This window comes from Actinomyces sp. oral taxon 180 str. F0310, from assembly GCF_000185285.1.
In the GTDB taxonomy this organism is placed as follows: domain Bacteria; phylum Actinomycetota; class Actinomycetes; order Actinomycetales; family Actinomycetaceae; genus Pauljensenia.
On sequence record NZ_GL622194.1, the window covers coordinates 1,707,913 to 1,731,053 of the forward strand.

Annotated in this window: 22 protein-coding genes and 1 tRNA gene; 14 read left to right on the top strand and 9 right to left on the bottom strand. The window is 66.8% G+C overall.

Annotation, left to right across the window (positions count from 1 at the left end; all coding sequences use genetic code 11):
- Window positions 1-39 precede the first annotated feature (39 nt).
- Complete coding sequence (locus tag HMPREF9006_RS07225; RefSeq protein ID WP_083806955.1) at window positions 40-969, top strand: glycosyltransferase family 2 protein; 930 nt, start codon at window positions 40-42, stop codon at window positions 967-969.
- Window positions 966-2,627 (top strand): DUF2079 domain-containing protein, encoded by a 1,662-nt coding sequence (locus tag HMPREF9006_RS07230; RefSeq protein WP_009212943.1) that lies wholly within the window; start codon window positions 966-968, stop codon window positions 2,625-2,627. Before HMPREF9006_RS07225 ends, HMPREF9006_RS07230 begins: the two co-directional genes overlap by 4 nt.
- 496 nt (window positions 2,628-3,123) lie before the next feature.
- Here the strand turns inward: HMPREF9006_RS07230 and HMPREF9006_RS07235 are convergent, their stop codons facing one another.
- The 4 genes from HMPREF9006_RS07235 to HMPREF9006_RS07250 all read right to left on the bottom strand — a co-directional run bounded on the left by HMPREF9006_RS07235 (window position 3,124) and on the right by HMPREF9006_RS07250 (window position 7,909).
- On the bottom strand, window positions 3,124-4,314 hold the full coding sequence (locus HMPREF9006_RS07235; RefSeq protein ID WP_009212944.1) for an MFS transporter: 1,191 nt from the start codon (window positions 4,312-4,314) through the stop codon (window positions 3,124-3,126).
- Window positions 4,315-4,696: 382 nt separating this feature from the next.
- On the bottom strand, window positions 4,697-7,273 hold the full coding sequence (locus HMPREF9006_RS07240; RefSeq protein ID WP_009212945.1) for a heavy metal translocating P-type ATPase: 2,577 nt from the start codon (window positions 7,271-7,273) through the stop codon (window positions 4,697-4,699).
- A gap of 84 nt (window positions 7,274-7,357) precedes the next feature.
- The gene (locus HMPREF9006_RS07245; protein ID WP_009212946.1) at window positions 7,358-7,603 is read right to left on the bottom strand and encodes a heavy-metal-associated domain-containing protein; all 246 of its coding nucleotides are present in this window, start codon (window positions 7,601-7,603) and stop codon (window positions 7,358-7,360) included.
- A 15-nt stretch (window positions 7,604-7,618) separates the two neighbouring features.
- Window positions 7,619-7,909: a metal-sensitive transcriptional regulator gene (locus tag HMPREF9006_RS07250; protein WP_009212947.1), complete on the bottom strand. Its 291-nt coding sequence runs from the start codon at window positions 7,907-7,909 to the stop codon at window positions 7,619-7,621.
- A 146-nt stretch (window positions 7,910-8,055) separates the two neighbouring features.
- On the opposite strand from HMPREF9006_RS07250, the gene HMPREF9006_RS07255 reads away from it, so the two are divergent.
- The 8 genes from HMPREF9006_RS07255 to HMPREF9006_RS07290 all read left to right on the top strand — a co-directional run bounded on the left by HMPREF9006_RS07255 (window position 8,056) and on the right by HMPREF9006_RS07290 (window position 15,096).
- A complete protein-coding gene (locus HMPREF9006_RS07255; protein ID WP_009212948.1) occupies window positions 8,056-9,543 on the top strand; it encodes an alpha/beta hydrolase in 1,488 nt (495 codons plus the stop codon).
- Window positions 9,540-10,217 (top strand): hypothetical protein, encoded by a 678-nt coding sequence (locus HMPREF9006_RS07260; protein ID WP_009212949.1) that lies wholly within the window; start codon window positions 9,540-9,542, stop codon window positions 10,215-10,217. The genes HMPREF9006_RS07255 and HMPREF9006_RS07260 overlap by 4 nt, the downstream gene beginning before the upstream one ends.
- A gap of 130 nt (window positions 10,218-10,347) precedes the next feature.
- Window positions 10,348-10,698, top strand: coding sequence for a hypothetical protein (locus tag HMPREF9006_RS07265; protein ID WP_034231429.1), 351 nt, complete (start codon window positions 10,348-10,350; stop codon window positions 10,696-10,698).
- Window positions 10,698-12,383, top strand: a complete 1,686-nt coding sequence (locus HMPREF9006_RS07270) for an alpha/beta hydrolase (RefSeq protein WP_009212951.1) — start codon at window positions 10,698-10,700, stop codon at window positions 12,381-12,383. Before HMPREF9006_RS07265 ends, HMPREF9006_RS07270 begins: the two co-directional genes overlap by 1 nt.
- On the top strand, window positions 12,380-13,066 hold the full coding sequence (locus tag HMPREF9006_RS07275) for a DUF4853 domain-containing protein (RefSeq protein ID WP_009212952.1): 687 nt from the start codon (window positions 12,380-12,382) through the stop codon (window positions 13,064-13,066). The genes HMPREF9006_RS07270 and HMPREF9006_RS07275 overlap by 4 nt, the downstream gene beginning before the upstream one ends.
- Window positions 13,063-13,743, top strand: a complete 681-nt coding sequence (locus tag HMPREF9006_RS07280; protein ID WP_009212953.1) for a DUF4853 domain-containing protein — start codon at window positions 13,063-13,065, stop codon at window positions 13,741-13,743. Before HMPREF9006_RS07275 ends, HMPREF9006_RS07280 begins: the two co-directional genes overlap by 4 nt.
- Window positions 13,744-13,765: 22 nt before the next feature.
- Window positions 13,766-14,419, top strand: a complete 654-nt coding sequence (locus HMPREF9006_RS07285; RefSeq protein WP_009212954.1) for a DUF4853 domain-containing protein — start codon at window positions 13,766-13,768, stop codon at window positions 14,417-14,419.
- The gene (locus HMPREF9006_RS07290) at window positions 14,416-15,096 is read left to right on the top strand and encodes a DUF4853 domain-containing protein (RefSeq protein WP_009212955.1); all 681 of its coding nucleotides are present in this window, start codon (window positions 14,416-14,418) and stop codon (window positions 15,094-15,096) included. Before HMPREF9006_RS07285 ends, HMPREF9006_RS07290 begins: the two co-directional genes overlap by 4 nt.
- A gap of 90 nt (window positions 15,097-15,186) precedes the next feature.
- Here the strand turns inward: HMPREF9006_RS07290 and purB are convergent, their stop codons facing one another.
- Window positions 15,187-16,644 carry an adenylosuccinate lyase gene (gene purB, locus HMPREF9006_RS07295; protein ID WP_009212956.1) on the bottom strand — a complete coding sequence of 486 codons (1,458 nt, stop codon included), beginning with the start codon at window positions 16,642-16,644 and terminating at the stop codon, window positions 15,187-15,189.
- Window positions 16,645-16,861: 217 nt separating this feature from the next.
- On the opposite strand from purB, the gene HMPREF9006_RS07300 reads away from it, so the two are divergent.
- On the top strand, window positions 16,862-17,146 hold the full coding sequence (locus tag HMPREF9006_RS07300) for a hypothetical protein (RefSeq protein ID WP_048740642.1): 285 nt from the start codon (window positions 16,862-16,864) through the stop codon (window positions 17,144-17,146).
- A complete protein-coding gene (locus HMPREF9006_RS07305) occupies window positions 17,140-18,819 on the top strand; it encodes a hypothetical protein (protein WP_009212958.1) in 1,680 nt (559 codons plus the stop codon). Before HMPREF9006_RS07300 ends, HMPREF9006_RS07305 begins: the two co-directional genes overlap by 7 nt.
- Window positions 18,820-18,855: 36 nt before the next feature.
- On the opposite strand, the gene HMPREF9006_RS07310 is transcribed toward HMPREF9006_RS07305, so the two are convergent.
- Window positions 18,856-19,233: a phage holin family protein gene (locus tag HMPREF9006_RS07310; RefSeq protein WP_009212959.1), complete on the bottom strand. Its 378-nt coding sequence runs from the start codon at window positions 19,231-19,233 to the stop codon at window positions 18,856-18,858.
- A 66-nt stretch (window positions 19,234-19,299) separates the two neighbouring features.
- Here HMPREF9006_RS07310 and HMPREF9006_RS07315 point away from each other — a divergent pair, with 66 nt between their 5' ends.
- Entirely contained in the window at window positions 19,300-20,376 is a 1,077-nt protein-coding gene (locus tag HMPREF9006_RS07315) for a histidinol-phosphate transaminase (RefSeq protein ID WP_009212960.1), read from the top strand.
- Here the strand turns inward: HMPREF9006_RS07315 and HMPREF9006_RS07320 are convergent.
- Complete coding sequence (locus HMPREF9006_RS07320) at window positions 20,350-21,198, bottom strand: YwiC-like family protein (protein WP_232209859.1); 849 nt, start codon at window positions 21,196-21,198, stop codon at window positions 20,350-20,352. The genes HMPREF9006_RS07315 and HMPREF9006_RS07320 overlap by 27 nt on opposite strands.
- Window positions 21,199-21,309: 111 nt before the next feature.
- Here HMPREF9006_RS07320 and HMPREF9006_RS07325 point away from each other — a divergent pair, with 111 nt between their 5' ends.
- On the top strand, window positions 21,310-22,308 hold the full coding sequence (locus tag HMPREF9006_RS07325; RefSeq protein WP_009212962.1) for a bile acid:sodium symporter family protein: 999 nt from the start codon (window positions 21,310-21,312) through the stop codon (window positions 22,306-22,308).
- Between the two features lie 68 nt (window positions 22,309-22,376).
- On the opposite strand, the gene HMPREF9006_RS10165 is transcribed toward HMPREF9006_RS07325, so the two are convergent.
- Window positions 22,377-22,871, bottom strand: a complete 495-nt coding sequence (locus tag HMPREF9006_RS10165) for a hypothetical protein (RefSeq protein WP_009212963.1) — start codon at window positions 22,869-22,871, stop codon at window positions 22,377-22,379.
- A 133-nt stretch (window positions 22,872-23,004) separates the two neighbouring features.
- Window positions 23,005-23,078, bottom strand: a tRNA-Pro gene (locus HMPREF9006_RS07335).
- Window positions 23,079-23,141 lie beyond the last annotated feature (63 nt).

The window sequence follows — 23,141 nt, forward strand, 5'->3', positions numbered from 1 at the left end:
GGGGCGCAACAACGCCCCGCCGCCCGTAGAATGTTAGTTGTGAACTATCGCAGTGGGTCCCGTGGTTCCCAGCCTCAGCGCGTCGCCGCCGTCATCGCTGCACACAACGTTGGCCGCGCCGTCGCCGCCACCGTGCGCGCCTGCCGCGCCATCCCCGGCGTTGACCTCCTCATCGTCGTCGACGACGGATCCACCGATGACACGGGGCGCGCTGCCCGAGCGGCCGGCGCCGTCGTCGTGCGTCACTCCGTTGAACGCGGCCGCGCCTCGGCCATCGAAACCGGCGTGAAGGTCGCCGCCATGCGCGACCGCCCCGACGGCCCGCCTCGACACATCCTCCTCCTTTCGCCCGACCTCGGGGAGTCAGCCGTCGAAGCCACCGCCCTGGTCGAGGCAGTCTCCGCCGGGCAGGCAGACATGGCGATCGCGGTGCCCGCGCGGGAACGCGAGTACTCCGGCTTCGGCCCCGGCGTCGCTCGCAGGCTCATTCGTCGAAAGACCGGCTGGTATTGCCACTACCCCCTCAGCTACCAGCGCTGCCTGACGCGCGAGGCCATCGACGCGGCCATGCCCTTCAGCGGGCGCTACGTCCTCGAGGCCGCCATGACTATCAACGTTCTGCGGGCCGGGCTGTCCGTCATGGAGGTTCCCTGCAACTTCGCCCACTCGGGAGCCGATCGCTCGCTGGGGTCCCTCAACCGTCCCGCGCGGATGGTCGATGCGCTGCTGGCCACCGTCTTCCAGGGGTTCCACTCCAACGCGCGCTCCAAGCGCCCCGCCGCCCACGAACAGGGCATCGGAGTGCCCTACCCGGCCCCCGCCTCCTCCGGTGATGACTCCGACGATGCCGCCGCGTCGCCAGCCGACGCGGCGCGCGTGAGCCGAGCTTCCGGAGCGCAGGCTGGCTCCCGCGACTCCGACAGCCCCGCATCGGGCGGTGGTACCCGGCCCGCGGAGATGGTTGGGTGAGGCGCGCAAGCCGAGCGAGGATCCCGGGCATCGTCTCCGCCTGGGGTGTTCCCGCGGCGGTTGCGCTCGCGGTCGGCACCCTCTACGTGTGCTACTCGCTCGCCCAGTGGCGCGCCCTCGTCGTCCCCTCCTGGGACCTGGGTATCTTCACCGAGGCAATCCAGGCGTACTCGCGCTTCGAGGCGCCCATCGTTCCCATCAAAAGTCCGGGCTACAACCTCCTTGGGGACCACTTTCACCCGATCCTGGCGCTCCTCGGTCCGGTCTATCGGATCTTTCCGTCGGCCCTGACTCTCCTGGTTGCCCAGGACGTGTTGCTCGCGGTGTCGGTGCTTCCCATCGCGCGCCTCGCCCAGCGCCTGCTCGGCCGGGGTGGCGCCCTGCTGGTCGGCATCACGTACGGGCTGGGATGGGGCCTCCAGGGCGCCGTCGCCGCCCAGTTTCATGAGGTGTGCTGCGCCGTTCCGCTGCTGGCCTTCGGGGGCGTCGCATTCGTGGAGAGGCGGTGGGGAGCGTGCATGGCGTGGCTTGCCCCCCTTGTCCTCGTCAAGGAGGACCTCGGGCTGACGGTCTTTGTTGCCGGCCTGGCAATGGCGTGGCGGCGCCGAGGCCACGGCCGACCCGGCGTCCTGTGCTCCCTGGCGTACGCCCTGTTCGGTATCGTTGCTTTTGTGGTGACCGTTAAGGTTCTTCTTCCCGCAGTGAATCCGGCGGGAACGTGGGCCTACTCCCTTGACGGCTCCGCGACCGGTGCGGGCACCTCCACGGGCGGCGCGACCGCGGCGAGGTCCCTTCCCTCGGTCTGGGGCATCCTCGCCGATCCACCCGTGAAGCTGGTGACCCTGCTGGTCGCCGCCGCCGGGGCCGGGCTGGCGGGCATGTCCTCCCCCTGGTTTGCTCTCGCGGCGCCGACGCTAGCCTGGCGCTTCGCCGGTTCCGTCGACACCTACTACGTGTGGGACTCGTGGCACTACAACGCGGTCCTCGTTCCGATCGCGGCGTGCGCCCTCCTCGACGTGATGAGCAGGTGGATTACGGGCGGGCACGAGGCGGGGTCAGCCGATCCACACCTCGGCAAGTCGCGCGCGGACGAGGAGGCGGCCCGCGACGGGGGCGATGACCCGGATGCCCCTGCGAGCCGCACCCGATGTGGCGGCGTCGACGTGGCCGATGCCGCCGGCCTTGAGGGAGGCCGCGCAGGCGCGCGTACGCCCGACGAGGCCGACCCGGGCGGAGACGGAACCGTATCATCCTTCGGCGTCTCCTGGCGGCGTGCCGCGTGGGTGGCGGCTCTCGTTCCGACCGTGTCCCTGGCCCTCACCTGGACGTCCCTGCCGCTCTCGCAGCTGCCCTCCCTCCGCGAGAGCCCCCGCATGAGCGCCGCCGAGGAAGCGATCGCTGCAGTTCCGGACGGAGTGAGTGTCGAAACCGACACGACGCTGCTCGCGAGGCTCGTGCCGCGACGCGAGGTGTACTGGGTTGGGACAACCCAGGCAATGGAGGAGCCGCCACAGTACGTCGTCATCGACGACCGCTCCTACGCGTGGGGTGGTGCGAGCGTCGACGCCCAGGCATGGGCGGCCGCCGCCCACCCCGGCCACACCTACGAAACGGTTTATTTCAAGCAGGGCTTCCGCGTCGCGCGACGCACCTCGTAAGGGTGGGCACCGGCTGTTTGGGCAGCGACATGCCCGAGGCGCAGCGTGCATGGCCGTGGCGGGCGCGGCTGTTGCGGGCGCGGCTGTTGCGGGCGCGGCTGTGGCGGGCGCGGCTGTGGCGGGCGCGGCTCCACCCGAACGGGGTCGCGTGGGTGGCTTGCCGCTGCTCGCGCGGTCAGCTCGCGAGGGAACTTGGGTGGGCATGCGCGGTGGCTCAAGGGGTGGTTGTGAAACCGGAGCCGCCCCTGCGGCGTGGGGTTGTTGGTCCGGTGAAACCGAAACCGCCCCTGCTGGCGCCGAATGCGTCGAAATGGGGTGAATCGGGCATACAGGGGTGGTCTGGGTTTCACGCGAGGTGTGAGAGCGGGCCTGGGGCGCCGTGCGTGGGTGGTCCGGGTTTCACGCGAGGTGCGAGAGCGGGCCTGGGGCGCCATGCGGGGGTGGTCCGGGTTTCACGCGGGTGCCTTCGGCCGACGCATGGGGCTATCCTGGTGCCCTAGGAAGACCGGAATGTCGCGATGAGCCTTGCGAGTCCTCCGAGTGCGAGCAACGCCGCGCCAACCAGGAAGGGCGCGGAGGTCGAGAAACGAGTCATGAGGAATCCGCATGCCGCATAAGCGACGGGCGCTGATCCGTAGGTCACGAGGTTGATAGCAGAGTAAATGCGCCCAGCGAACGACTCGGGCGTGCTGTTCATGATGTCGCCGATCAGAGTCGGCGCGACTACTCCAGCGCCGAAACCTGAAACAGCGACAAGGAGCAGTGATAGTGAGCTCGAAACCGCGATGTACTGGGCGCAGGTAAGCGCGGCAAACACGAGGATCCCACAGTTGATGACCGCATTGCGCGTGCTCGTGCGGTCGCTAGGAATGCGCGATGCGATGAGTCCTCCGACAATGCCGCCGAGGGCAAAGACGCACACTGCGGCACCAAAGGTCCCTCCACCCCATCCGAGTTCAAGGTAGCGTGCTGGGAGCACGATGTTCATGACACCGGACAGTGACGCGTCGATGAGCAGGGCGGTGATCAGGCCGATTGCGACGATTCCCCCGTTTCGCGCCATGACGACCCTGAGGGAGACGGAAGCGATCGAAGGGGCCTGGGCCTGCGGGGGTTGGTCGTCTGCTTGTGTTGCTGCGGCGACGTTTGGAATCGCGCAGAATAATGCGAGCGCGACTGCTGCGAGGAGCGCAAACGTCAGAAACAGTGCGTGTAGGGGAACGGTTTCAAAGCTGAGTCCGCTCGATGCGCCAGCGAGTCCCGTTGCGACACTCGTGATGACCTGGACCCAGGAGATCGTGCGAGAGAAGTCCCCGTGGGAGGTCAGCCGCTTGAGGAGCGCGCCCGAAGAAGGAAGGTAGAGACCGTCGCCCGCGCCGAAGAGAACGATGCCGCACGACAGGAGGGGAACATGTGGGCCTTGCAGGGAGTCACAGCCGACGAGAAGGAAAGCGACGATGCGTAATGCAAGCCCCACCTGGACACAGCGGTAGGGAGACCAGCGGTCCGCAGCGTATCCTCCGGCAAGAATCAGACACAGCCGCGTCACCGAGGCGGCGGTCAGGAAGGAAGCTGCAATCGCCGATCCGTAGAACGAGAGGAGAAAGAGGCTCAGGACGACAAAGAACGCCTGATCGCCAATGGCGACAACTCCCGCGACGGCGAGCCATGTCCGCAGGTGCTTCATGATGCACGGATCGCCTCCTCCCTGAGCATGCTGTGATATTACACAAAAACACATAAGGATTCTAAAAGAATGGCAAAGTCTTGCATGGCTGGGTAAGCCCTGATTAGTGCCGACTCGACCGGGTTGATGTCGGTGATGCTGGCTTCTGCCGATTGGCAAGTGGTTGTGAAACCGGAGCCGCCCCTGCGGCGTGGGCCTGTCGGTTCGGTGAAACCGAGACCGCCCCTGCTGGCGCCGAATGCGTCGAATTGGGGTGAATCGGGCATACGGGGGTGGTCCGGGTTTCACGCGGGGCGTGAGAGCGGGCCTGAGGCACCGTGCGTGGGTGGTCCGGGTTTCACGCGGGGTGTCAGAGCGGCGCCGAGGCACCCGCGGTGCGACCCTACCGTGCTCGGCGCAGGCGCAGCGAGTTGAGGACCACGAACACCGACGAGCACGCCATCGCGGCGCTCGCCAGCATGGGGGAGAGGAGTCCAGCGATTGCGAGCGGCACCATGAGGACGTTGTAGAAGAACGCCCAGAACAGGTTTTCCTTGATGATGCGCAGCGTCCGGCGCGACACCCGAATCGCGGTCGCCGCCGATGTCAGCGACGAGTTCATGAGCGTCATGTCCGCGACCTCGATCGCCACGTCCGTGCCCGAACCCATCGCGATGCCCAGGCCCTTCGCGCTCGCCTGCGCGAGGGCGGCTGCGTCGTTCACGCCGTCGCCCACCATCGCGACCGTGCGACCCTCGGCCTGAAGAGCGGCGACAGTGTCGCGCTTGCCGTCGGGCAGGACGCCCGCAATGACGCGCTCGATCCCGACCTGGTCTGCCACGTGTCGCGCCGCCGCCTCGTTGTCGCCCGTCAGCAGGATCGGCTCGATGCCCAGCTCGCGCAGCTCGGCGATCGCCTCTGCGGAGGAGTCCTTCACCGTGTCGCGCACGACCAAAGCGGCGATCGCGCGGCCCTCGACGCGCTCGGGGATCACCAGGGACGAGGCCGGGGCCCCCTCCTGCTCGCCCGCGCCCGGGGTGGTGCCGGGCTGGGTGGGGGTACCGGTATCCCCGGTCGCGCTGCCGCCAGTCGCGGGTGCGCCGTCGGAGGATGCGGCCTCAGAACGGGAGGTGACGGTGCCGGAGTATCCGGCGGCGCTGACGACGGCTTCGAGCTCTTCGTCGCTGTGCGGGGCGGTGAGCGTGATGCGCGCGGATTCGGTGGCGAGGTTGACCTCGGCGCTCACGCCGTCGAGCTTGCCGAGCTTGCGCTCGACGCGGCCCACGCAGGACGCGCAGGTCATGCCGACCACGCTCATGGTGAGCGTCGCAAGGGGTAGCTTTGCATCGGGGCCGGGCAGTGTGACGGACGCGGGCGCCTCGGGCGTGGCGGCTGCCGGCTCCGGGGAAGAGGAAGCCGCGGAAGCCAGGTTCGGCGCGAGAGCCGCGACGACCGCGGAGGCACCAGAGGTCTCGGCCTCGCGCACGGCGTCAAGGAGAGAAGCGGGCACGTCCACGCCCAGGGAAGCCAGCCACGACGGGCGGCCGACCAGCACGCCGCCCTGGGCGGTGATGCCGACGACGCCGAGTCCGGGCTGGTTCGCGAACGCCGTCACGGGCTCCAGCGATAGGCCGCGGTCCGATGCGCCCGACGTGATCGCGCGGGCGACAGGGTGCTCGGAGAGGGACTCGACAGAGGCAGCCAGGGACAGGGCCGAGGCCTCGTCCACCTCGGGAGACCTCCCTGCGGTGGGAACCGCGACCGACTCGAGGGACATGACGCCCGTGGTGACCGTGCCCGTCTTGTCGAGCAGCATCGTGTCAATCGAGCGCGTCTGCTCCAGGATCTCTGCGTTCTTGATGAGGATCCCCAGCTGGGAGGCGCGCCCGGACCCCACGAGGATCGCGGTCGGCGTCGCCAGACCCAGAGCGCACGGGCACGCCACGACCAGGACGGCGACGGCCGCCGTGAACGCCGCCTGCGCGCCGCCGCCCGTGAGCAGCCACCCGACCAGGGTCGCGAGCGACACCGCGATCACCACCGGCACGAAGACGCCCGAGATCTGGTCCGCGAGGCGCTGGACGGGGGCCTTGCCGGCCTGGGCCTCGGCGACCATGCGTCCGATCTGGGACAGCGTCGTGTCCGAGCCGACCCGCGTGGCGCGCACCAGCAGGGAACCCCACGTGTTGACGGTCGCGCCCGTCACCGCGTCGCCGGGGGCGGCGTCCACGGGCACGGACTCGCCCGTGAGGAGGGAGGTGTCCAGGGCGGAGGAACCCTCGACGATGACGCCGTCGGTCGCCACCTTCTCGCCCGGGCGCACGGCGAAAAGATCGCCGACCTGCAGGGACGAGGCGGGAACGACCTCCTCGGTGCGCTGGCCGGTCGCGGGATCAACGCTGATGAGCGTCGCCTCCTTCGCGCCCATGCTCAGCAGCGAGCGCAGCGCGTCGCCCGCGCGGTAGCGTGCGCGCGCCTCCATGTAGCGTCCCGTCAGGAGGAACACGACGATCATGCACGCGCCCTCGAAGTAGATCTCGGCGTGCCCGGCGTGCGCCGCGCGTGGGATCAGGCTCATCTGCATGCGCATGCCGAGCATGCCGGCGCCACCCCACAGGAGCGCCCACCAGCTCCACAGCGTCGAGGCGATGACGCCGAGCGATACCAGGGTGTCCATTGTGGTCGACCCGTGGCGACCCGCCGCGAAGGCCGCCCGGTGGAAGGGCCACGCCCCCCACGTGACCACCGGGATCGAGGCGGCCGCGACGACCCACTGCCACCCCGTGAACTGCCAGGCGGGAATCATCGACAGCAGCATCGCGGCAATGCCCAGCGGCGCGGAGACGATGAGGCGAGCGCGCAGGTCGGCGGCATGGGCGCGGGTGCCCTCGCCCACCTGGGGGGTGGGGGACGAGGCCTGGGCTGCCTCGTGCGAAGAGGCGGTAGTTGTACGGTTGGGGGTCACGGAATCAGTGGACATGGGTACCCTCCGGGGGTATGTATCAGATGAAAGGAAACGAGGCCGGGAAAGTGCCCCGACCTCGTCGGTGAGGTGTGAAAAACCTCAGAAGTCGCGCGAGACGCCAACCAGCGTGAAGCCGGCCTCGGAGACCGCGTCGCCGAGCGCGGAGTCCTCAAGCGCCTTGTCGGTCAGGACGGTGACCTTGGAGGTTCCGCCCGAGTTGAGGATGACCTCGACGTTCTTGACGCCCGGGAGCTCCGTGAGTTCCTCGGTGACGCTCATGACGCAGTGCCCGCAGGTCATGCCGTCGACGGACAACTCGATGGTGCGGTCGATCTCGGTGCTCATGTTTTCTCCTTGAGGTTAGGACTTGATGAGGCGAGCGATGGCCGCGGCCGCCTCGTCGACTTTGGCCTGCGCGGCCTCGTCGGATTCTCGCGCCGCTGTGACGACGCAGTGGTTCATGTGGTCTTTGAGTAGGTTGACTGCCACGGAGTCGAGCGCGGACTGGGCGGCGGAGACCTGCGTGAGGATGTCGATGCAGTAGTCGCCCTGCGAGATCATGCGCTGCAGGCCGCGCACCTGTCCTTCGATGCGGCGCAGGCGTGCGAGGTGGTTCTCGGTGTTGCCGTGGTAGCCGTGCTCGTTGCCCATAGAAAGGAGAGTACCCCTAGGGGGTATAGGTGTCAAGGGGAGTGTGGTGACACTCCCTGTGGAGCTTGCGACACGCATTCCCCAAAGTGGCGCGACGAGGCCTCGCCCACCGTAGGGTGGGGAGAGGACACAGGTGAGGAGGGGATATGAAGCGACGCCCGCGTCGGCGCTACCACGCGATGCGCCGCGTGCCGCAGGCGTACCCCGGCCTCTACCTGCGCCTCAAAGTCGCCCCCATTCTGCCCGCCCTCGCAGCTACGGTCGCCGTCGGCGCCCTCGCCGAAATCTCCGTTCTGCCCGATAACCTGCGGGGACGGGCGCGATCCCTCTCCGACGCCATGGGAACCGCGATCAGCGAGAAGTCTCAGAGGATCTTCTTCGACGCCCCGGGCCTGGACACCCTCCTCATCCGCTCCCTCTCCCACGTGGCGCGCCGAACCGCCACCGTCGGGCGTGCGTGGGCGCGCCTCGTCGTCGCAGTTGGCGCGGACAAAGACGGGCGCATGGCCCGCATGCGTCCCCTCATCCCGAAGCGCGGATACGACGCCCTCATGACGGGAATGCTCACCGTCGGCACCGCCGTTGGCGCCCTGCGAGGCGGCGCCGTTCACGTTGCCCTCCTGCGTGACTCCGCCGCCGACCCGCCCTTCCAGCCCCCGCTGCCCGATCACCCCGAGGCTCAGATCCGCCGAGTGGACGCCCCCGAGCTGCTGTCCGATATGTGCGCCGACATCGACGAGCTCTACTGGTCGCGCACGATCGGCCCCGCCGTCAAAATCACCCGCGTCGGTGAGGGCGACGCGCGCCGCTGGCTCCTCTCCCTCGTCGGCACCGAGTCGATGACCTGGCGTTCCACCCACAACCCCGCCGACATCGAGGCCAACATTCGCCTCATGCTCGGACTGGAGGCGTCCATGAGTGTCGGTGTCGTGCGCGCGCTGCACGCCGCCATGGAACGCGACGGAGTGCCCGCCGAGCGCTGGCCGAGCGAACCCGTCCTCATCTGCGGGCACTCACAAGGAGGGATCGTTGCCGCAGCCCTCGCCTCCGTCCCCGCGCGCGAGGCCGGGGTCAACGTTGCCGGAATCCTGTCCACGGGTGGTCCCAACCGGCGCATCCGCGTGCGTCCCGAGGTGGTGACCGTTGCCGTCTACCACGATCAGGACGTCGTGCCCAGCATGGACGGCTCGCCCGACCGCGCCCCCGACCGACGCGTCGCGGTGGGGCGGAGCCTCGTGCGGCCCCGGAATCGCCCCCTGTATTACGCGCACTCCTCGTCGACGTACACGGAGACGGTGCGGCTCCTCGAACGCAAGGTGCGCGTCACCCCGTGGGGCAGGCTCGCCTCGTCGATGGCGGCCCTGCAGGACTTCCTGCCTACCCCCGGGGAGGCCACGCGCGTCATGCACTACGAGATCTGGCAGGACCTCCTGACCCCCACCGCCGAGGGCACGTGGAATACGGTGGCCGCGTTGGAGCACAGAGGATCGTACGAACCCACCACCTACCCCATCGACTACGTGGCCACGGTCCCGCGCCTGCCGCGAGTCGCTCGTTCGCGCTCGCCGCGCCGCGGGACGTCCCTGGGAGCATTCCTTCGTGCGCTCCTCGCCTATCGAAAGGACAGGTCATGACCGACCCCAACGCCCCCCTGCGCGAGGTGCGCCGATGGATGCGCGTCTCGACCCCCGTCAACAAGGTGGCGGCCGCTGGATTGCGCGGACGCCTCCCGCAGATCTCGGGGCCGCTGGTTATCGGTGCCCTCGGCGTCGGCGCGATCGGCGCGGGCATCGCGTGGCGGGCGCTGGCCTCCACGCGCGGAACCGGCCGCACGCAGCGTTTCGTGGACCTCGCCTCTGCCGCCCTCGAATCCCGCTTCCCGACCTCCGGCGCCGAGGCCCCTTCCAGCGGGTTGACGCGCGAGGACGGAGCAGGGAGGCCGGGGAGAGCCCGGCGTGCTCGGCGAGCCATCAATGTCGAAGTGGGCGAGGGTTTCGGGCGCCCCTCCCTGGTGTCCATCGACGTGGTCGTGCCCGCGGGGGACACCCTGGTCGACGCGACCGATGCTGCGCAGGCGCTGGATGTCATCACGCGCGCCGTGTGGAACAACCCCGAGATGGCGCCGGTGAGCGTGCGTGCCCGGGTCCTGGAGGCCCACGGCGGTGCGGATGATCTGGAGGCTCCCGGCGTGCAGACCGACACGGTCGCCGACATGAGCGTCCTCGGATTCGCCGACGAGATCGCCCGCCCCGACGAGCTGTACCACCGCTACGGGCCGCCCGAGTGCGACCCCGCGTGGAGGCCGTGAGCGCTGAGGCCGGGCGTCGCAGAACGGGCAGGGCGACCGCGTGCGAGGCGGTCCCCGACGCTCTTGTTCGCTTCTTGACCGTTTGATAGTGTTGGTCCTGGCGCTATGGTTTTGTACGAGAGGGGACACAGTGGCGGGCGATCTTGTCATCGAAGAGGGGGACCTCGAAGTCCTGCGTGACCGCACGAGAGACCTGTCCGGCAGACTGCAGTCGGTGACCGTCGCGACGGCGGGCGACTCCATTTCCTCCGGGGTTGGCGGGAGCCCGCTCGCAGGACAGGGGCGCAGTGCCGGAGAGACGATCGATGACGCGGTCATTGCGCTGACGCGTGACCTGGACGATTTCTCCCAGTCCGTCAACGACTCGATCAACGCCTACAACGAGAATGAGAATGCCACGACGGTGAGCTTCCAACAGACCACCCACGGTGGCCCGGCGATGACGATGGATGACCTGCTGCGCATGAGGGAGGAACAGTAATGGCAACCTGGGCGGACATTCAGAGCTGGGATCACAACGCCATCATCGAGGCCGAGGACCTCATCGAGGACGAGGTGCGCGAGGCGCGCGAGATCATCGCCGACCTCGAGCACGCCGCGAACGACATCCGATCTCAGGGCGAGGGGCCTGACCGCATGCGTCAGCGGCTCACCGAGATCCAGGACAAGCTGGACTCGCGCCTCAATGAGCTCACTGAATACGCGCTGGCCACCGCGGAGCTGCACGGGTACGTGAGCCGGGTGGTGGCAAAGCGGAAGTCCGCGTGGGAGGTCGCGGCAGAGATCGGTGCTGAGATCACGGAATCTGGGTACATCAAGTGGAACATACCCGAACGGGAAAAAACCACGGTGGCCCAGTGCAAATATGACGAACTCTTTGACACCATTGCAGACGCGATCAAGATTGCGACCGAGGCGGAGGATACTGTAGGGCCCCGATACAAGGCGCTGGCTGACGGGAAGTACGCTATGTCCGAGGGACGCCACTCGGAGTCCGCGGGCTTGGCCGACGACGCCGACCCCTCGTGGAGTCCCGAGGAGGTCTCCGTGTGGTGGGCGCTCCTGTCGGAGTCCGAGCGTGAGGCGCTCATCAACAGGGATCCCGAAAAGTACGGCAATCTCAACGGTATCGACATGGCGTCGCGAGCAAAGGCGAACGATCTCGTGTTGAACGGGCGCATTGACGCCGCGGGAAATCGTATCCCGGGGACGAGTCTGATTGAGAAGACCGAGAACGAGCTCAAAAAGGTGGAGGGACAAATCGAAGCATTGCATAACGCCGGAATACCGCTCTCGCCGTTCCTTGGTCAGCGGCACGAGGCTCTCCGTAATCGCTTGGCGGATCTTCAGGCTCTCGAGAGGAATCTCCAAAATGATAGTGAGTTGAGGCTTGTCGCTCTTGAGCCGGGGAAGCTTGGCGAGAATGTTCGTGCCGCAATCGCCATCGGAGACGTCGACAACGCGAAGCATGTAACGACTTTCGTTCCGGGCATGACCACGTCTTGTCGTAGGAGTACTGACCTCAACTTGAGGTATGCGCGTAACTTGATCCACGCAGCGGAGACTGCGGGCGGTGCAGAAGAAGGAAGTGTCGCAGCGGTCGCGTGGATGGGGTACGAAGCGCCGCCAGATCCGTGGGAGACAGCGGACCCGTCTGTCGCATTTCCAGGCAAGGCACAGGCCGGAGCTGAGAAGCTGAACGGCTTCCTGACAGGAATCCACTCGTGGCGCTCAGAGCGGGGAATGGACGTGCACCAAACTCCGGTCACACATTCTTACGGCTCCCTGACGGGCGGCTTCGCAATGCGCGATATTGGAGCAGACGTTGTCGACGACTTCGTGTATACGGGTTCCCCGGGATCAGCAGTGCAATCTGTCGGGACGCTGGGGGTAGACCCCGAACACACGTGGGTCTCGGCGATTCCGCTACACGACGCGGTTCAGGGAATGGGACCCGATGGGACCTTTGGACGCGACCCCAAGGAGCTGGAGGGCATCGGGCACCTCTCAGGTGACGCGACTGGGGGAGACGGATACAACTCAGATCCAAACGCCGACAAATATGCGAATCACTCCGCTTATTTCTATGAGGCGAAAAAGGGCCAGCATAACTACTCTCTTGAAGACATTGGTGAGGTCATCGCGGGTAAGAAGGAGAGGTTATGAGCCGGAAACAGCTGGTCGCGCTACTGGGTGCTGCCTGCGCCTCTCTGGTTCTGGCAGCGTGTATTCCGAGGCCACCGGATGATGCTGACCTGTATTTTGGGCGCGGCAGTGGGAGTATCCCGATCTCTGAGGGGCAGACGACGGAGGTTCACATCAGGGATACCCTGCCCCGGTATCTAGGCATCATCGAGGAGGTCGTCGTCGAGTCCGGTGGTGTGCTAGGAGTCAGTGGCAAGAGTCGGGTCGACGGTTGCGCGACGAAGGGCACGACCGCTATGGATATCCAGTGGATGGTGATGGTTATTCCAGCTATCGATTATGAGGATTTGCGTCGGATGGTCGTTGAGGGGGCGCAGCGTAACGGCTTCGCATATTCGTGGGATCCGGTACGCAGAGATAAACTCAACTCTCGCACTGTCGCTGTCGGGGATGACTACGGGAATAGTCTGATTTTCTATCACCACGAGGCTCAGGACCGCATTGTCATTAGTTTGTATTCGGGGTGTATGTTCCCGTCCCATCCTCTCGATCCGGACACTCCGCGCTCGTCTTATCCGCTGCCTAGCCCCGAAGAGATGTTTCCGAATCTGACAATCGTGCGGGCCTTTGACGATAACGGCGGTGAGAATCCTGAGTTGCGTCCGCAGTCGGGGATTCAGTCCGGAGCGCAGACGGGGGAATGAACATGACAAAGAAATGGACCCCAGTACGCGTGGGTGCGTGGTGCGTCGTGGTGGTGGCCGTGTTGGGTGGGTGTCATGCAGCAAAGTCGCGCGATGCTGAGTTCGTTCCCTTTCCTGAGCGTGTGAGCATTGAAGAGTACATAAGCCGTCAGCTGCCGGAGATATCGAGTGTGGCTGTGCCGGTGGCTGCCGAGACCGGTGGTGAGCTGACGGTGATGGGCCTGCCGTATGTGCAGGTGTGCGGCAGCGGTGATACCCAGGGGTATCGGGTGGTTGGCTACACCACGGTGGCTCCGTCGATGTCCTTTGAGCGACTCGAGAAACTGGTGACAGAAAACAAGCCCGATTGGGCGGTGGCCGTGCAGGTTGACAAGCAAATCGATAGGGATGCTACTCGGGGTATTCAGCTGATCGACAACTATGGCGGCCTTGTCGAGTTCAAGTTTTCGGAGGACTCTATCGCCGTGAGGTCGCGCTCCGCGTGTTTGCCGACGAATAAGCCCCTGGATGATCCCGGTCAGTTCGTTCTGCCGTCGGTGGAGGAGGCGTTCTCGGGCGTGCACGTGACGGTCAGCGACAACACGAACCCGGATCTGCATCCGGTTCCTACGCTGACACCGGGTGCTAACGTCACCCCACAATCCGGTGCCCAGAGCGGCGCCCAGTCGGGGGAGTGATGGTATGAGTTCTCGGTGGACAATGGCGGCCACTGCTGCCTGCGCCTCGCTGCTCCTTGCAGCGTGCGTGCCCGGGCTGTCGGATGATGCTGGACTGTATTTTGGACGCAGCAGCGGGAGCATACCTATCTCCGAGGGGCAGACGACGGAGGTCCATATCAGGGATTCCTTGCCCCGGTATCTGGGCATCATCGAGGAGGTTGTCGTCGAGTCCGGTGGCGTGCTAGGGGTCAGTGGCAAGAACCGAGTCGATGGCTGCTTGACGAAGGACACGACCGACATGGATATCCACTGGATGATGATGGTTATTCCCGCGATCGATTATGAGGATTTGCGCCGGATGGTCGTTGAGGGGGCGCAGCGTAACGGCTTCGCGTATTCGTGGGATCCGGTACGCAGAGATAGACTCAACTCTCGCACTGTTACTGTCGGGGATGGCTATGGGAATAGTCTGAGTTTCTATCATCACGAGGCTAAGGACAGCATTGTCATTAGTTTGTACTCGGGGTGTATGTTCCCATCCCAGCCTCTCGATCCGGACACCCTGCGGTGGTCCTATCCGCTTCCTAGCCCCGAAGAGATGTTTCCGAATCTGACAATCGTGCAGGCCTTTGACGACAACGGCGACGAGAATCCTGAGTTGCGGCCGCAGTCGGGAACTCAGTCGGGAGAATGAGCATGACAAAGAAGTGGACGCCGGCACGTGTGGGTGCGTGGTGCGTCGCGGTGGTGGCGGTGCTTGTCGTCTGTCGGATGGCGTTGATGTGGTTCGGCGGCATCGTGCCTTTCCGTGATCGCCAACCTCTTGAGACGTATGTTGATGAGAAGCTGCCAGAGATATCGCGCATGGCCGGGCAGGTGGCCGCCGAGACGGGCGGTGAGCTGACGGTGATGGGCCTGCCCTACGTGCAGGCGTGCGGGATCGACAATACGCAGGGCTATCGGGTTTTTGGCTACAGCACGGTGGCTCCGCAGATTTCCTTTGATCGGCTGGAGGAGGCCGTGAGGGCCCATAGGCGTGACGGTGTGTCTGGTCTGTGGGTCCAAAACGACTTCCGTGAAGATGGGAGTCGGAGGATTTACTTCACGGACAACGACGGCAATTCGGCTGAGTTCAAGTATACCGAGACCGGTATCGAGATGAGTTCCTACTCCTCGTGCCTGCCCACCTCCCACGCCCTGAACGATCCCGGTCAGTTCGTTCTGCCGTCGGTGGAGGAGGCGTTCCCGGGCGTGCACGTGACGGTCAGTGACAACGCGGATCCGGACCTGCACCCGGTCCCCACGCTCACCCTCGGTGCCCAAGCCGACCCACAGTCCGACGCGCAGAGTGGTGCCCAGTCGGGCTCGTAAACCCGCCCCGGCATCGTCGATACAGGGCAGAAACGGGAAAGGCGGCGAGGCGCGGACCAACCGCGCACCCGCCGCCCCAACCGATAGAGCTCAGGCCTCCCAGCGCGCCAGGCGCTCGGACAGGCCGATGTAGGTCGCGGGGGTCAGCGCGAGGAGGCGCTCTTCCACCTCGGTCGGCAGGCCAAGGCCCGCGATGAACTCACGCATGTCGCGCTCGCCCACCTCGTGGCCGCGCGTCAGCTCCTTGAGGCGCTCGTACGGGTTCGCCATGCCGGTCGCGCCCGCGATCGCGGCGGCGCGCATCGCCTGCTGGACGGCCTCGCCGAGCACCGCCCAATTTGCGTCCAGGTCGGCCGCCATACGCGCCGCGTTGATCTCGATGCCATCCAGGCCTCGTACCAGGTTGTCGTAGGCCAGCACCGCGTGGCCAAACGCGACGCCCACGTTGCGCTGCGTCGTCGAATCCGTCAGGTCGCGCTGCATGCGGCTGGTCACGAGCGTCGACGCCAGCGAATCCAGCAGCGCGTTCGACACCTCCAGGTTCGCCTCCGCGTTCTCGAAGCGGATCGGGTTGACCTTGTGCGGCATCGTTGACGAGCCCGTCGAGCCCTGCGCCGCCAGGTTCTGGTGGAAGTAATCCATCGAAATGTACGTCCACGCGTCCGTCGCCAGGTTGTGGGCGATGCGGCCCGCGCGCGCCACGTCCGCGTACAGCTCGGCCTGCCAGTCGTGTGACTCGATCTGTGTGGTCAGCGGGTTCCACGTCAGGCCCAGGCCCTCCACGAAGGAACGAGCCAGCGTCGGCCAATCCGCGCCCGGCACCGACACGACGTGCGCGGCCCACGTGCCCGTCGCGCCGTTGATCTTGCCCAGGTACTCCGTGGCCTCGACGCGCTTGATCTGGCGGGACAGGCGGTGCGCGAACACCGCCATCTCCTTGCCGACCGTCACGGGGGTCGCCGGCTGTCCGTGCGTGTGCGCCAGCATCGGGACGGCCGCACCGGCCTCGGCGAGGCCGCGCAGGCGATCCAGGAGCGCGCGGATCGCGGGCAGCCACACCTGCTCGGTCGCCGCCTTGATGGTCAGCGCGTACGCCAGGTTGTTGATGTCCTCGGAGGTGCAGAAAATGTGGACGACCTCTCGCAGGGCGGGCAGAGACGTCTCCTCTCCCAGGCGCGAGGCGGCGGCCTCCAGGTATTCGCCGATCAGGTATTCGACGGCCTTGACATCGTGACGGGTGACGGCCTCGAACTGTGCCAGCCGCGCAACGTGCTCGACCCCGAAATCACGGGGCAGCGCGCGCAGGTAATCCTGCTCCGCGTCCGTCAGCGTCGGCGCACCGGGCAAGACCGAGTTGTCGAGCAGGAAAATCAGCCACTCAATCTCGACGTGGACGCGCGCACGGTTCAGACCCGCCTCGGACAGATAGTTCGCCAGGGGGGCGCTCACCGCGCGGTAGCGGCCGTCCAGCGGGCTGAGCGGTTCACCCCCGCCCGCCAGGTCCGAATAGCCGTGGGCAGTGGAGAACAGTGTCATCGTGTCGCTCATGCCTCCTATCTTCCCAGAACGGGCAACTCCTCGGGCATCGGGTCCGCGGCACGGTTCCGTGGCGTGGATAACGGGTGGCATATCCACAGGAGGGAGATCACGGCCCGGGCCGTCCACAGGAGGCGCCGAGCCGGTGGAGGAAGGATCCTGCGCGAGCGTAGCGTTCTGACCATCGCATAGTCGAACACCGACACCGTCGCTCACCGTGGGAGCCCTCATGAACCTCGACCCGCTCAGCCCCGACGCATCCCTGAGCACCGCACGCAGCCTCGTCGAATCCCTCGGGGAGGCGCTCGGCACCCACTCCTGCCCGGGCTGGTCCGGGGTGGGTGCCGACTCCTACCGCGCGAGCCTCGGCGAGGTCGCCTCCGCCACCCAGGGCATCATCGACAACATCGACGAGGCCTTGAGCGCTGCAGCCACCCTCGACGCCGAACGCGCCCACACCCTGGCCCTCGCGCTGACCGCCGTCGCCGAAGGCGCGGCACGAGGAGCGTGGTGACAGTGGCATTCGACCCTCACCGCGACGTGTCGGTGGCGTCCGGCGCGTTTCGTGTCGACGTCAACGAGCTGTGCGCCGCGCACACCCTCCTCTCCCACCAGCGGGCGCTCTTCATCGCCCCCGCTCGCTTCGCCCTCGGCACGGCGCTCACCCAGGCGGAGGCGGCCTCCACCCTCGCTCCCACGGGTTCCGCCCGCCTCGTCAGAGCGATCATCGCCGCCATGGGGGCACTCGAACACCTCGCATCTGGGATTGATTCCCTCATGTGGAAGCTCCAAGACACGGCCCTCACCTACGGGGACGCCGAGGCCTCGGCCTCCCTGTGGGAGGTGGTGCCCGGAAGCCCGATGGGACCCCCGGTGGGTCCCGGCGGCCTCGCGCCGTGGGTGCTCGCACCGGGAATCGCCGGGTTGTCGGCCACCGCGGCCCTGTTCCACGCCGTCCAAGACGCGTCCTCCCGCGCGGGGGTTCCCCCGCTGGCCTCCGCGCTCCTGCCAGGCGACGCCCATTTCGTCGCCGCCTGGGACCTGTGGAGAGTGGCGCAAGACGGCGCAGCCTTCGCCTTCCACACGGATCACGCATCCGGTGCGCGCTTCCAACGTGACCTCGGCAGGTTCGCCTTCGACGTCGACTCGCTGCCCGAAAACCCCGGTATCACCCCATTCCTTGCCGGACGCGGAGTCAGCCGGGGGCCGAGCCCAACCTCCACACGCGCGGCCTCGGGCGTGGCCGCCGTTGCCGTGGCGAGCGCCGTTGCGCTCGGCTTTCGGCACGGTCGCAGCTACGGGGTTGCGGTGAGGGGGGCCGACGGACGCGCCCACGTGCGTCCGGGCGGAGCCGCCGGTTCCCTGCCCCCGGGGGTGTTCGCCGCGCGCACCCGCGCCACGCTCGAGGCGATGCCGCAGGCCGCCCCCGACACCCACTACACCGGAGTCGCCACCAGCGCCGACACCATCGAGCACATCACGACGATGAGTGGGGGAGATGCCGACAACGGAGAGATCGCGATCGAGGAGCACGTCACCGCCCACCAGGACGGAACAACGACGAGGTCGTGGACCGTTGACATCCGAGGAACCCAGTCCTTCATGGTCGGAGAGAGCGGACCCCAGGATTCCCTGTCCAACCTCCAGGGCGTGGCCGCCATGCCCTCCGACCAGCTCGATGCCGTCAAGGAAGCAATGCGCGCGGCGGGGATCGGCCCCGGGGAAGCCGTCGAATTCGCCGGTCACTCCCAGGGAGGGATCATGGCCGCCCAGCTGGCCGCCGACCCGCAGGTGCGCGCCGACTACAACGTCGTCTCCGTGCTCACCGCCGGGTCACCTACCGCGACCGTTGCGCCAAGTGACGTCCCCGTCCTCGCTTACGAAAACTTCGGCGACATCGTTCCCGGATGCGACGGAGAGGCCACGCGCGGGGACAACGTCACAACCGTCATGTTCCGCGACTACGCCGCCGCGACCCACACCGAGGACCCGGTGCCCTCCTCCCACAGCGCGCCCCTGTACGTCGACGAAATCAGGACCACTCTCAACGCGGCCAAGGCCTCGTCCGACCCGGGCCTGAGTGCTCTCGCCGCGGCCGAGGCGCGACGAACCCAGGCGCTCGGCCTCACCGACAACACCCACACCACCATCCACCACTACCAGACGAGGCGCATCACCCAGAAGTGATGCGCCTCGAGACGGGCAACAGACGAATCAGTCCCGCTAGTCCTTCTCGTCACGCAGCAAGCCCGACACGATCGACGCCACAACCGACGTGATGATCGCCCCCGCAAGGCACGACCAGAAACCACCCGTCGACAACGGCGCACCCAGCCGCGTCGAAATCCACCCCGTCAACGCGAACAACGCCGAATTCGTCACGAGAGCAAAAAGGCCAAAGGTCAACACGTACAGGGGGAACGCCAGCGTCTTGACGACCGGCTTGATCAGCGAGTTCACCACCGTGAACACCAGGGCGACAACCGCCAGCACGATCACGGTCTCCGACGCCGACGAAGACGACACCGAGATCGACGGAACCAGGAGGGTCGACACCCACAGTCCGGCCATCGTGGCCAACAAACGAGCAATGAATTCCATCTGCCAATTCTTGCGCAATGGGACGTTGTTTGCACGCCGCACCCGACATGGGATAGGACTAGACGCATGACCAAGCTGCGCATTCGGCCCGCCGTCGCCTCCCTTCCCCGCTACGTTCCCGGTAGGAGCGCGCCCGGCGCCGACAAGATCTCCTCCAACGAGATGCCCACCCCGCCCAGCCCCGCCGTGCTCGAAGAAATGGCCCGGTCGCTGCAGGCGATCAACCGCTACCCGGACCTGACCGCAGCACCCCTGCGAGAAGCGCTCGCGGATCGCCTCCGCGTCGCCCCCGACCAGCTCTGCGTCGGCACCGGCTCGTCGGCGATCCTCCTCGCCGCCCTGTCCGCGCTCTGTCAGCCCGGCAGCCAGGTCGTCTACCCCTGGCGATCCTTCGAGTCCTACCCGATCGCCGTCACCGCCGTGGGTGGGCAGCCCGTGCCCGTCGGGCTGCTCCCCGACGCGAGCCACGACCTGGATGCCATGCGCGGTGCCATCACACCCGACACGGTCGCCGTCATCGTCTGCTCGCCCAACAACCCCACGGGACCCGCCCTCACCTTCGACCAGGTCTCCTCCTTCGTCGCGAGCGTCCCCGACTCCGTCATGGTTCTCATTGACGAGGCCTACATCGACTTCGCGACCGCGCCCGGCGTGAGTACGGCCATCCCACTCATCGCCAGCCATCCCAACGTCGTTGTCACCCGCACGTTCTCCAAGGCCCACGCCCTGGCGGGGGCGCGCGTCGGCTACGGAATCGGGGACGCCGAGGTCATTGATGCCATGCAGGCTCTCCTCGTTCCCTTCGGCGTCAACTCCGTCGCGCAGGCCGGCGCCCTGGCCTCGCTCAACGATCCAGACGAGGTCCGCCGCGCCGTGCGCGAGGTCGTCGCCGAACGCGAACGCGTCGTGCCCGCCCTGCGCTCCCTCGGCTACGACGTTCCCGACACCCAATCCAACTTCTACATGCTGCGCGGTACGGGCCCCGACCTCGTCGAGGAGTGCGCTCGAGCCGGACTCATCGTGCGCCCATTCCCCGAGGGCGTGCGCGTGTCAGTGGGCGCCCCGAGCCACAACGACCGCTTCCTCGCCGTCGCCGAGCGTCACGCGCGCCGCGGCCTACGGGAGGAGGAGCGTGGCGAATAGGAGACAAGTCCACGCCATCTCGGTCAGGCCGATGAGCCTGGGGGACAGGGGTCTCTTCCGCGCCCGGCTCAGCGCAGGCATGGCCCAGGCGCGCGCCGTGAGGGCAACCCACGCGAGCACGCACCACGGCGAGACCACCGCGAACCACCACGCGATCGCGGTTGCCGCCGTGCACGCCGCGTGATAGGCGGTCGCACCCAGGGACCAGCGAGGATCTCGACGGCCCCGGATCATCGACCGCACGAGGGGAACGGTCCCCACGTAGTACGAGGCGAAGATCGCGCACGCCGCCCACGCGTGGGCTGATACGGCCACCGGGGACCCATCGGCGCTGGCCAGCGAGAACGCCACCGGACCCATGACGCTACCCGCCAGGATCGACGCGGCTCGCGCGGCCAGGGAGCGCTCGCGGCCCTGCCACACGAGGAAGAGCGCGCAAGAGGCGAGGGGAACGAACGCGCATCCCCACCACAGCAGCTGCGGACGGGACACGAGCAACGCGACTCCCGGGATTGCGGTCGCCACGCCGTAGGTCGCCAACGCGGGGAGGATACGTCCCCGACGCTTCGCCGGGGTCTTCACCCACAGGCACGTGGCCGAGAACAGCTGGAAGGCCATCGCCCACGCGACCAGCAGGAGAAGGACAAACCACGAAAGACGCCCGGACAGCGCCCATCCGAGCAGGGGCGGCAGCGCCATCATGGCCCATGCCCCGTGCTGGTCGGACATCCAGCCGTGACGCTGAAGAGTGCGCATCCGGTGGGCGGAGGGACGGATGCCCCGCGAGCCTCCCCGCGGCGCGGCCGGTACCTGTCGAGTCATGAGCGCCTCACTGTGCATAGCCTTAGTTTAGTAATCGCGGCCTGTGGTGCTCAATACCTACGGGCTCAGCTGGTGAGATATCCCGTGGCCCGCGGACAACATCGCGCAAACATGGAAGACATGTCCACATCACACGTGCATACATCCGATTCCCCCGCGCCCGTCCTCTCCTCCGAGGACCGCAGTGCCCGCATCGCCGTCACGGTGTTCCCGCTGTTGATCCTGGCCGCCTTCGCGGCCGCCATGATCGCTCCCGCGTTCTTTCAGCCTTTGGCACCGGGAGTCAACTGGGCCCTCGGCATCATCATGTTCGGCATGGGCCTCACACTCACGGTCCCCGACTTCGGCCTCATCATCAAGCGCCCGCTGCCTGTCCTCGTTGGCGTCGCCGCCCAGTACCTCATCATGCCGCTGGTCGGATGGGCGCTGTGCTACGTCTTCCGGCTGCCCGACGCGGTTGCCGTCGGCGTGATCCTCGTCGGATGCGCGCCCGGTGGAACCGCCTCCAACGTGATCTCGTACCTCGCCAAGGCCGATGTCGCCCTGTCGGTCACCATGACCTCCATCTCGACGCTCCTGGCTCCCCTCATGACCCCGTTGCTCACCGCCTGGCTGGTCGGCTCACGCATGCCCGTTGACGGAGCAGCGATGACGAAGAACATTCTGCTCATGGTCCTCGTCCCCGTCCTGGGTGGCTTTGTCGTTCGTCTGGTTGCCAACGGGCTCGTCGAGAGGATTCTTCCTGTTCTGCCGTGGATATCGGTGCTTGGCATCTGTTACGTGCTGCTGGTTGTCGTCTCCGGATCGGTTGAGAAGATCGTGACCTCGGGCGCGCTCATCATTGCCGTGGTGATCTGTCACAATCTGCTCGGTTACTTGCTCGGCTACCTCGCCGGGCGCGTGGGCAAAGGCTCCGACAAGGCGTCGCGGACGACCTCCATCGAGGTGGGCATGCAGAACTCCGCCCTGGCGGCAACGCTGGCGAAAACCCACTTCGCTGCCACCCCCGAAACCGCCCTTCCCGCGGCCGTATTCTCCGTCTGGCACAACCTCTCGGGTGCCCTCTTGGCCGTGCTCTTCCGGCGCTGGAGGAACGGCGGTCGCGCCTGACGAGAAAACAATGGGGGGGGAGGCCGGATGGCCTCCCCCCCATTCTCATGCCTTCGACGGACCCTCGATCACTCGCCGTCCTGGAAGCCGCACAGCGCCTGCAGTTCGTTGAGCGAGATGCCTGCCTGGTTGATGGCGGACTGCGCGTCCACGATCGCGGAGGGGCTGGGGTTCGCCACAAGGTCCTCCGCGGACTGTGCCGCCGCACCCAGGTCGGTTGCCGCGGCGCTGAGCTTCTCCTTGACCTCGGCGTTGTTGACCGACGCGACCGTCGTCTGGAGCTTGGAGCTGAGAGCCTTGAGCGCCTCGATGGCCTTCTTCGGATCCTGCGCGGCCTCCTCCTTTGAGAGGTTCAGATCCTTGGCGAGCGACTGACCGTCGGACGTAATCTTGGCGCAGGCATCGGCGACGCTCTCATCGCTTGGGGCGGCCTCGGTGGGGGCGCTGGTGGTCTGCTCGGTCGATGGGGCAGCATCGGGGGTCTTGGACTTGCTTCCCCCGCACGCCGCCGCTCCGAGCGGCAGCAGGATGATGAGCGCGGCGGTGGCGATACGACGCTTCATGGGAATGGCTCCTTGAACTATTGGTGATGGTTACTGTTCCAGTGTAGCGACCCCACGGGCCGATTGACCTAACGGTCGGCGATCGTGGGAATAAGAAATCGCCGGGACCTCGCGGTCCCGGCGATTCACCGAGTCGGGGTGGCGGGATTTGAACCCACGGCCTCTTCGTCCCGAACGAAGCGCGCTACCAAGCTGCGCCACACCCCGGTGCCGTTCGAGTATAGCCTCACCGTGGCGCGAAACCCAAACCGAGACAAACCAAGTCCGAGA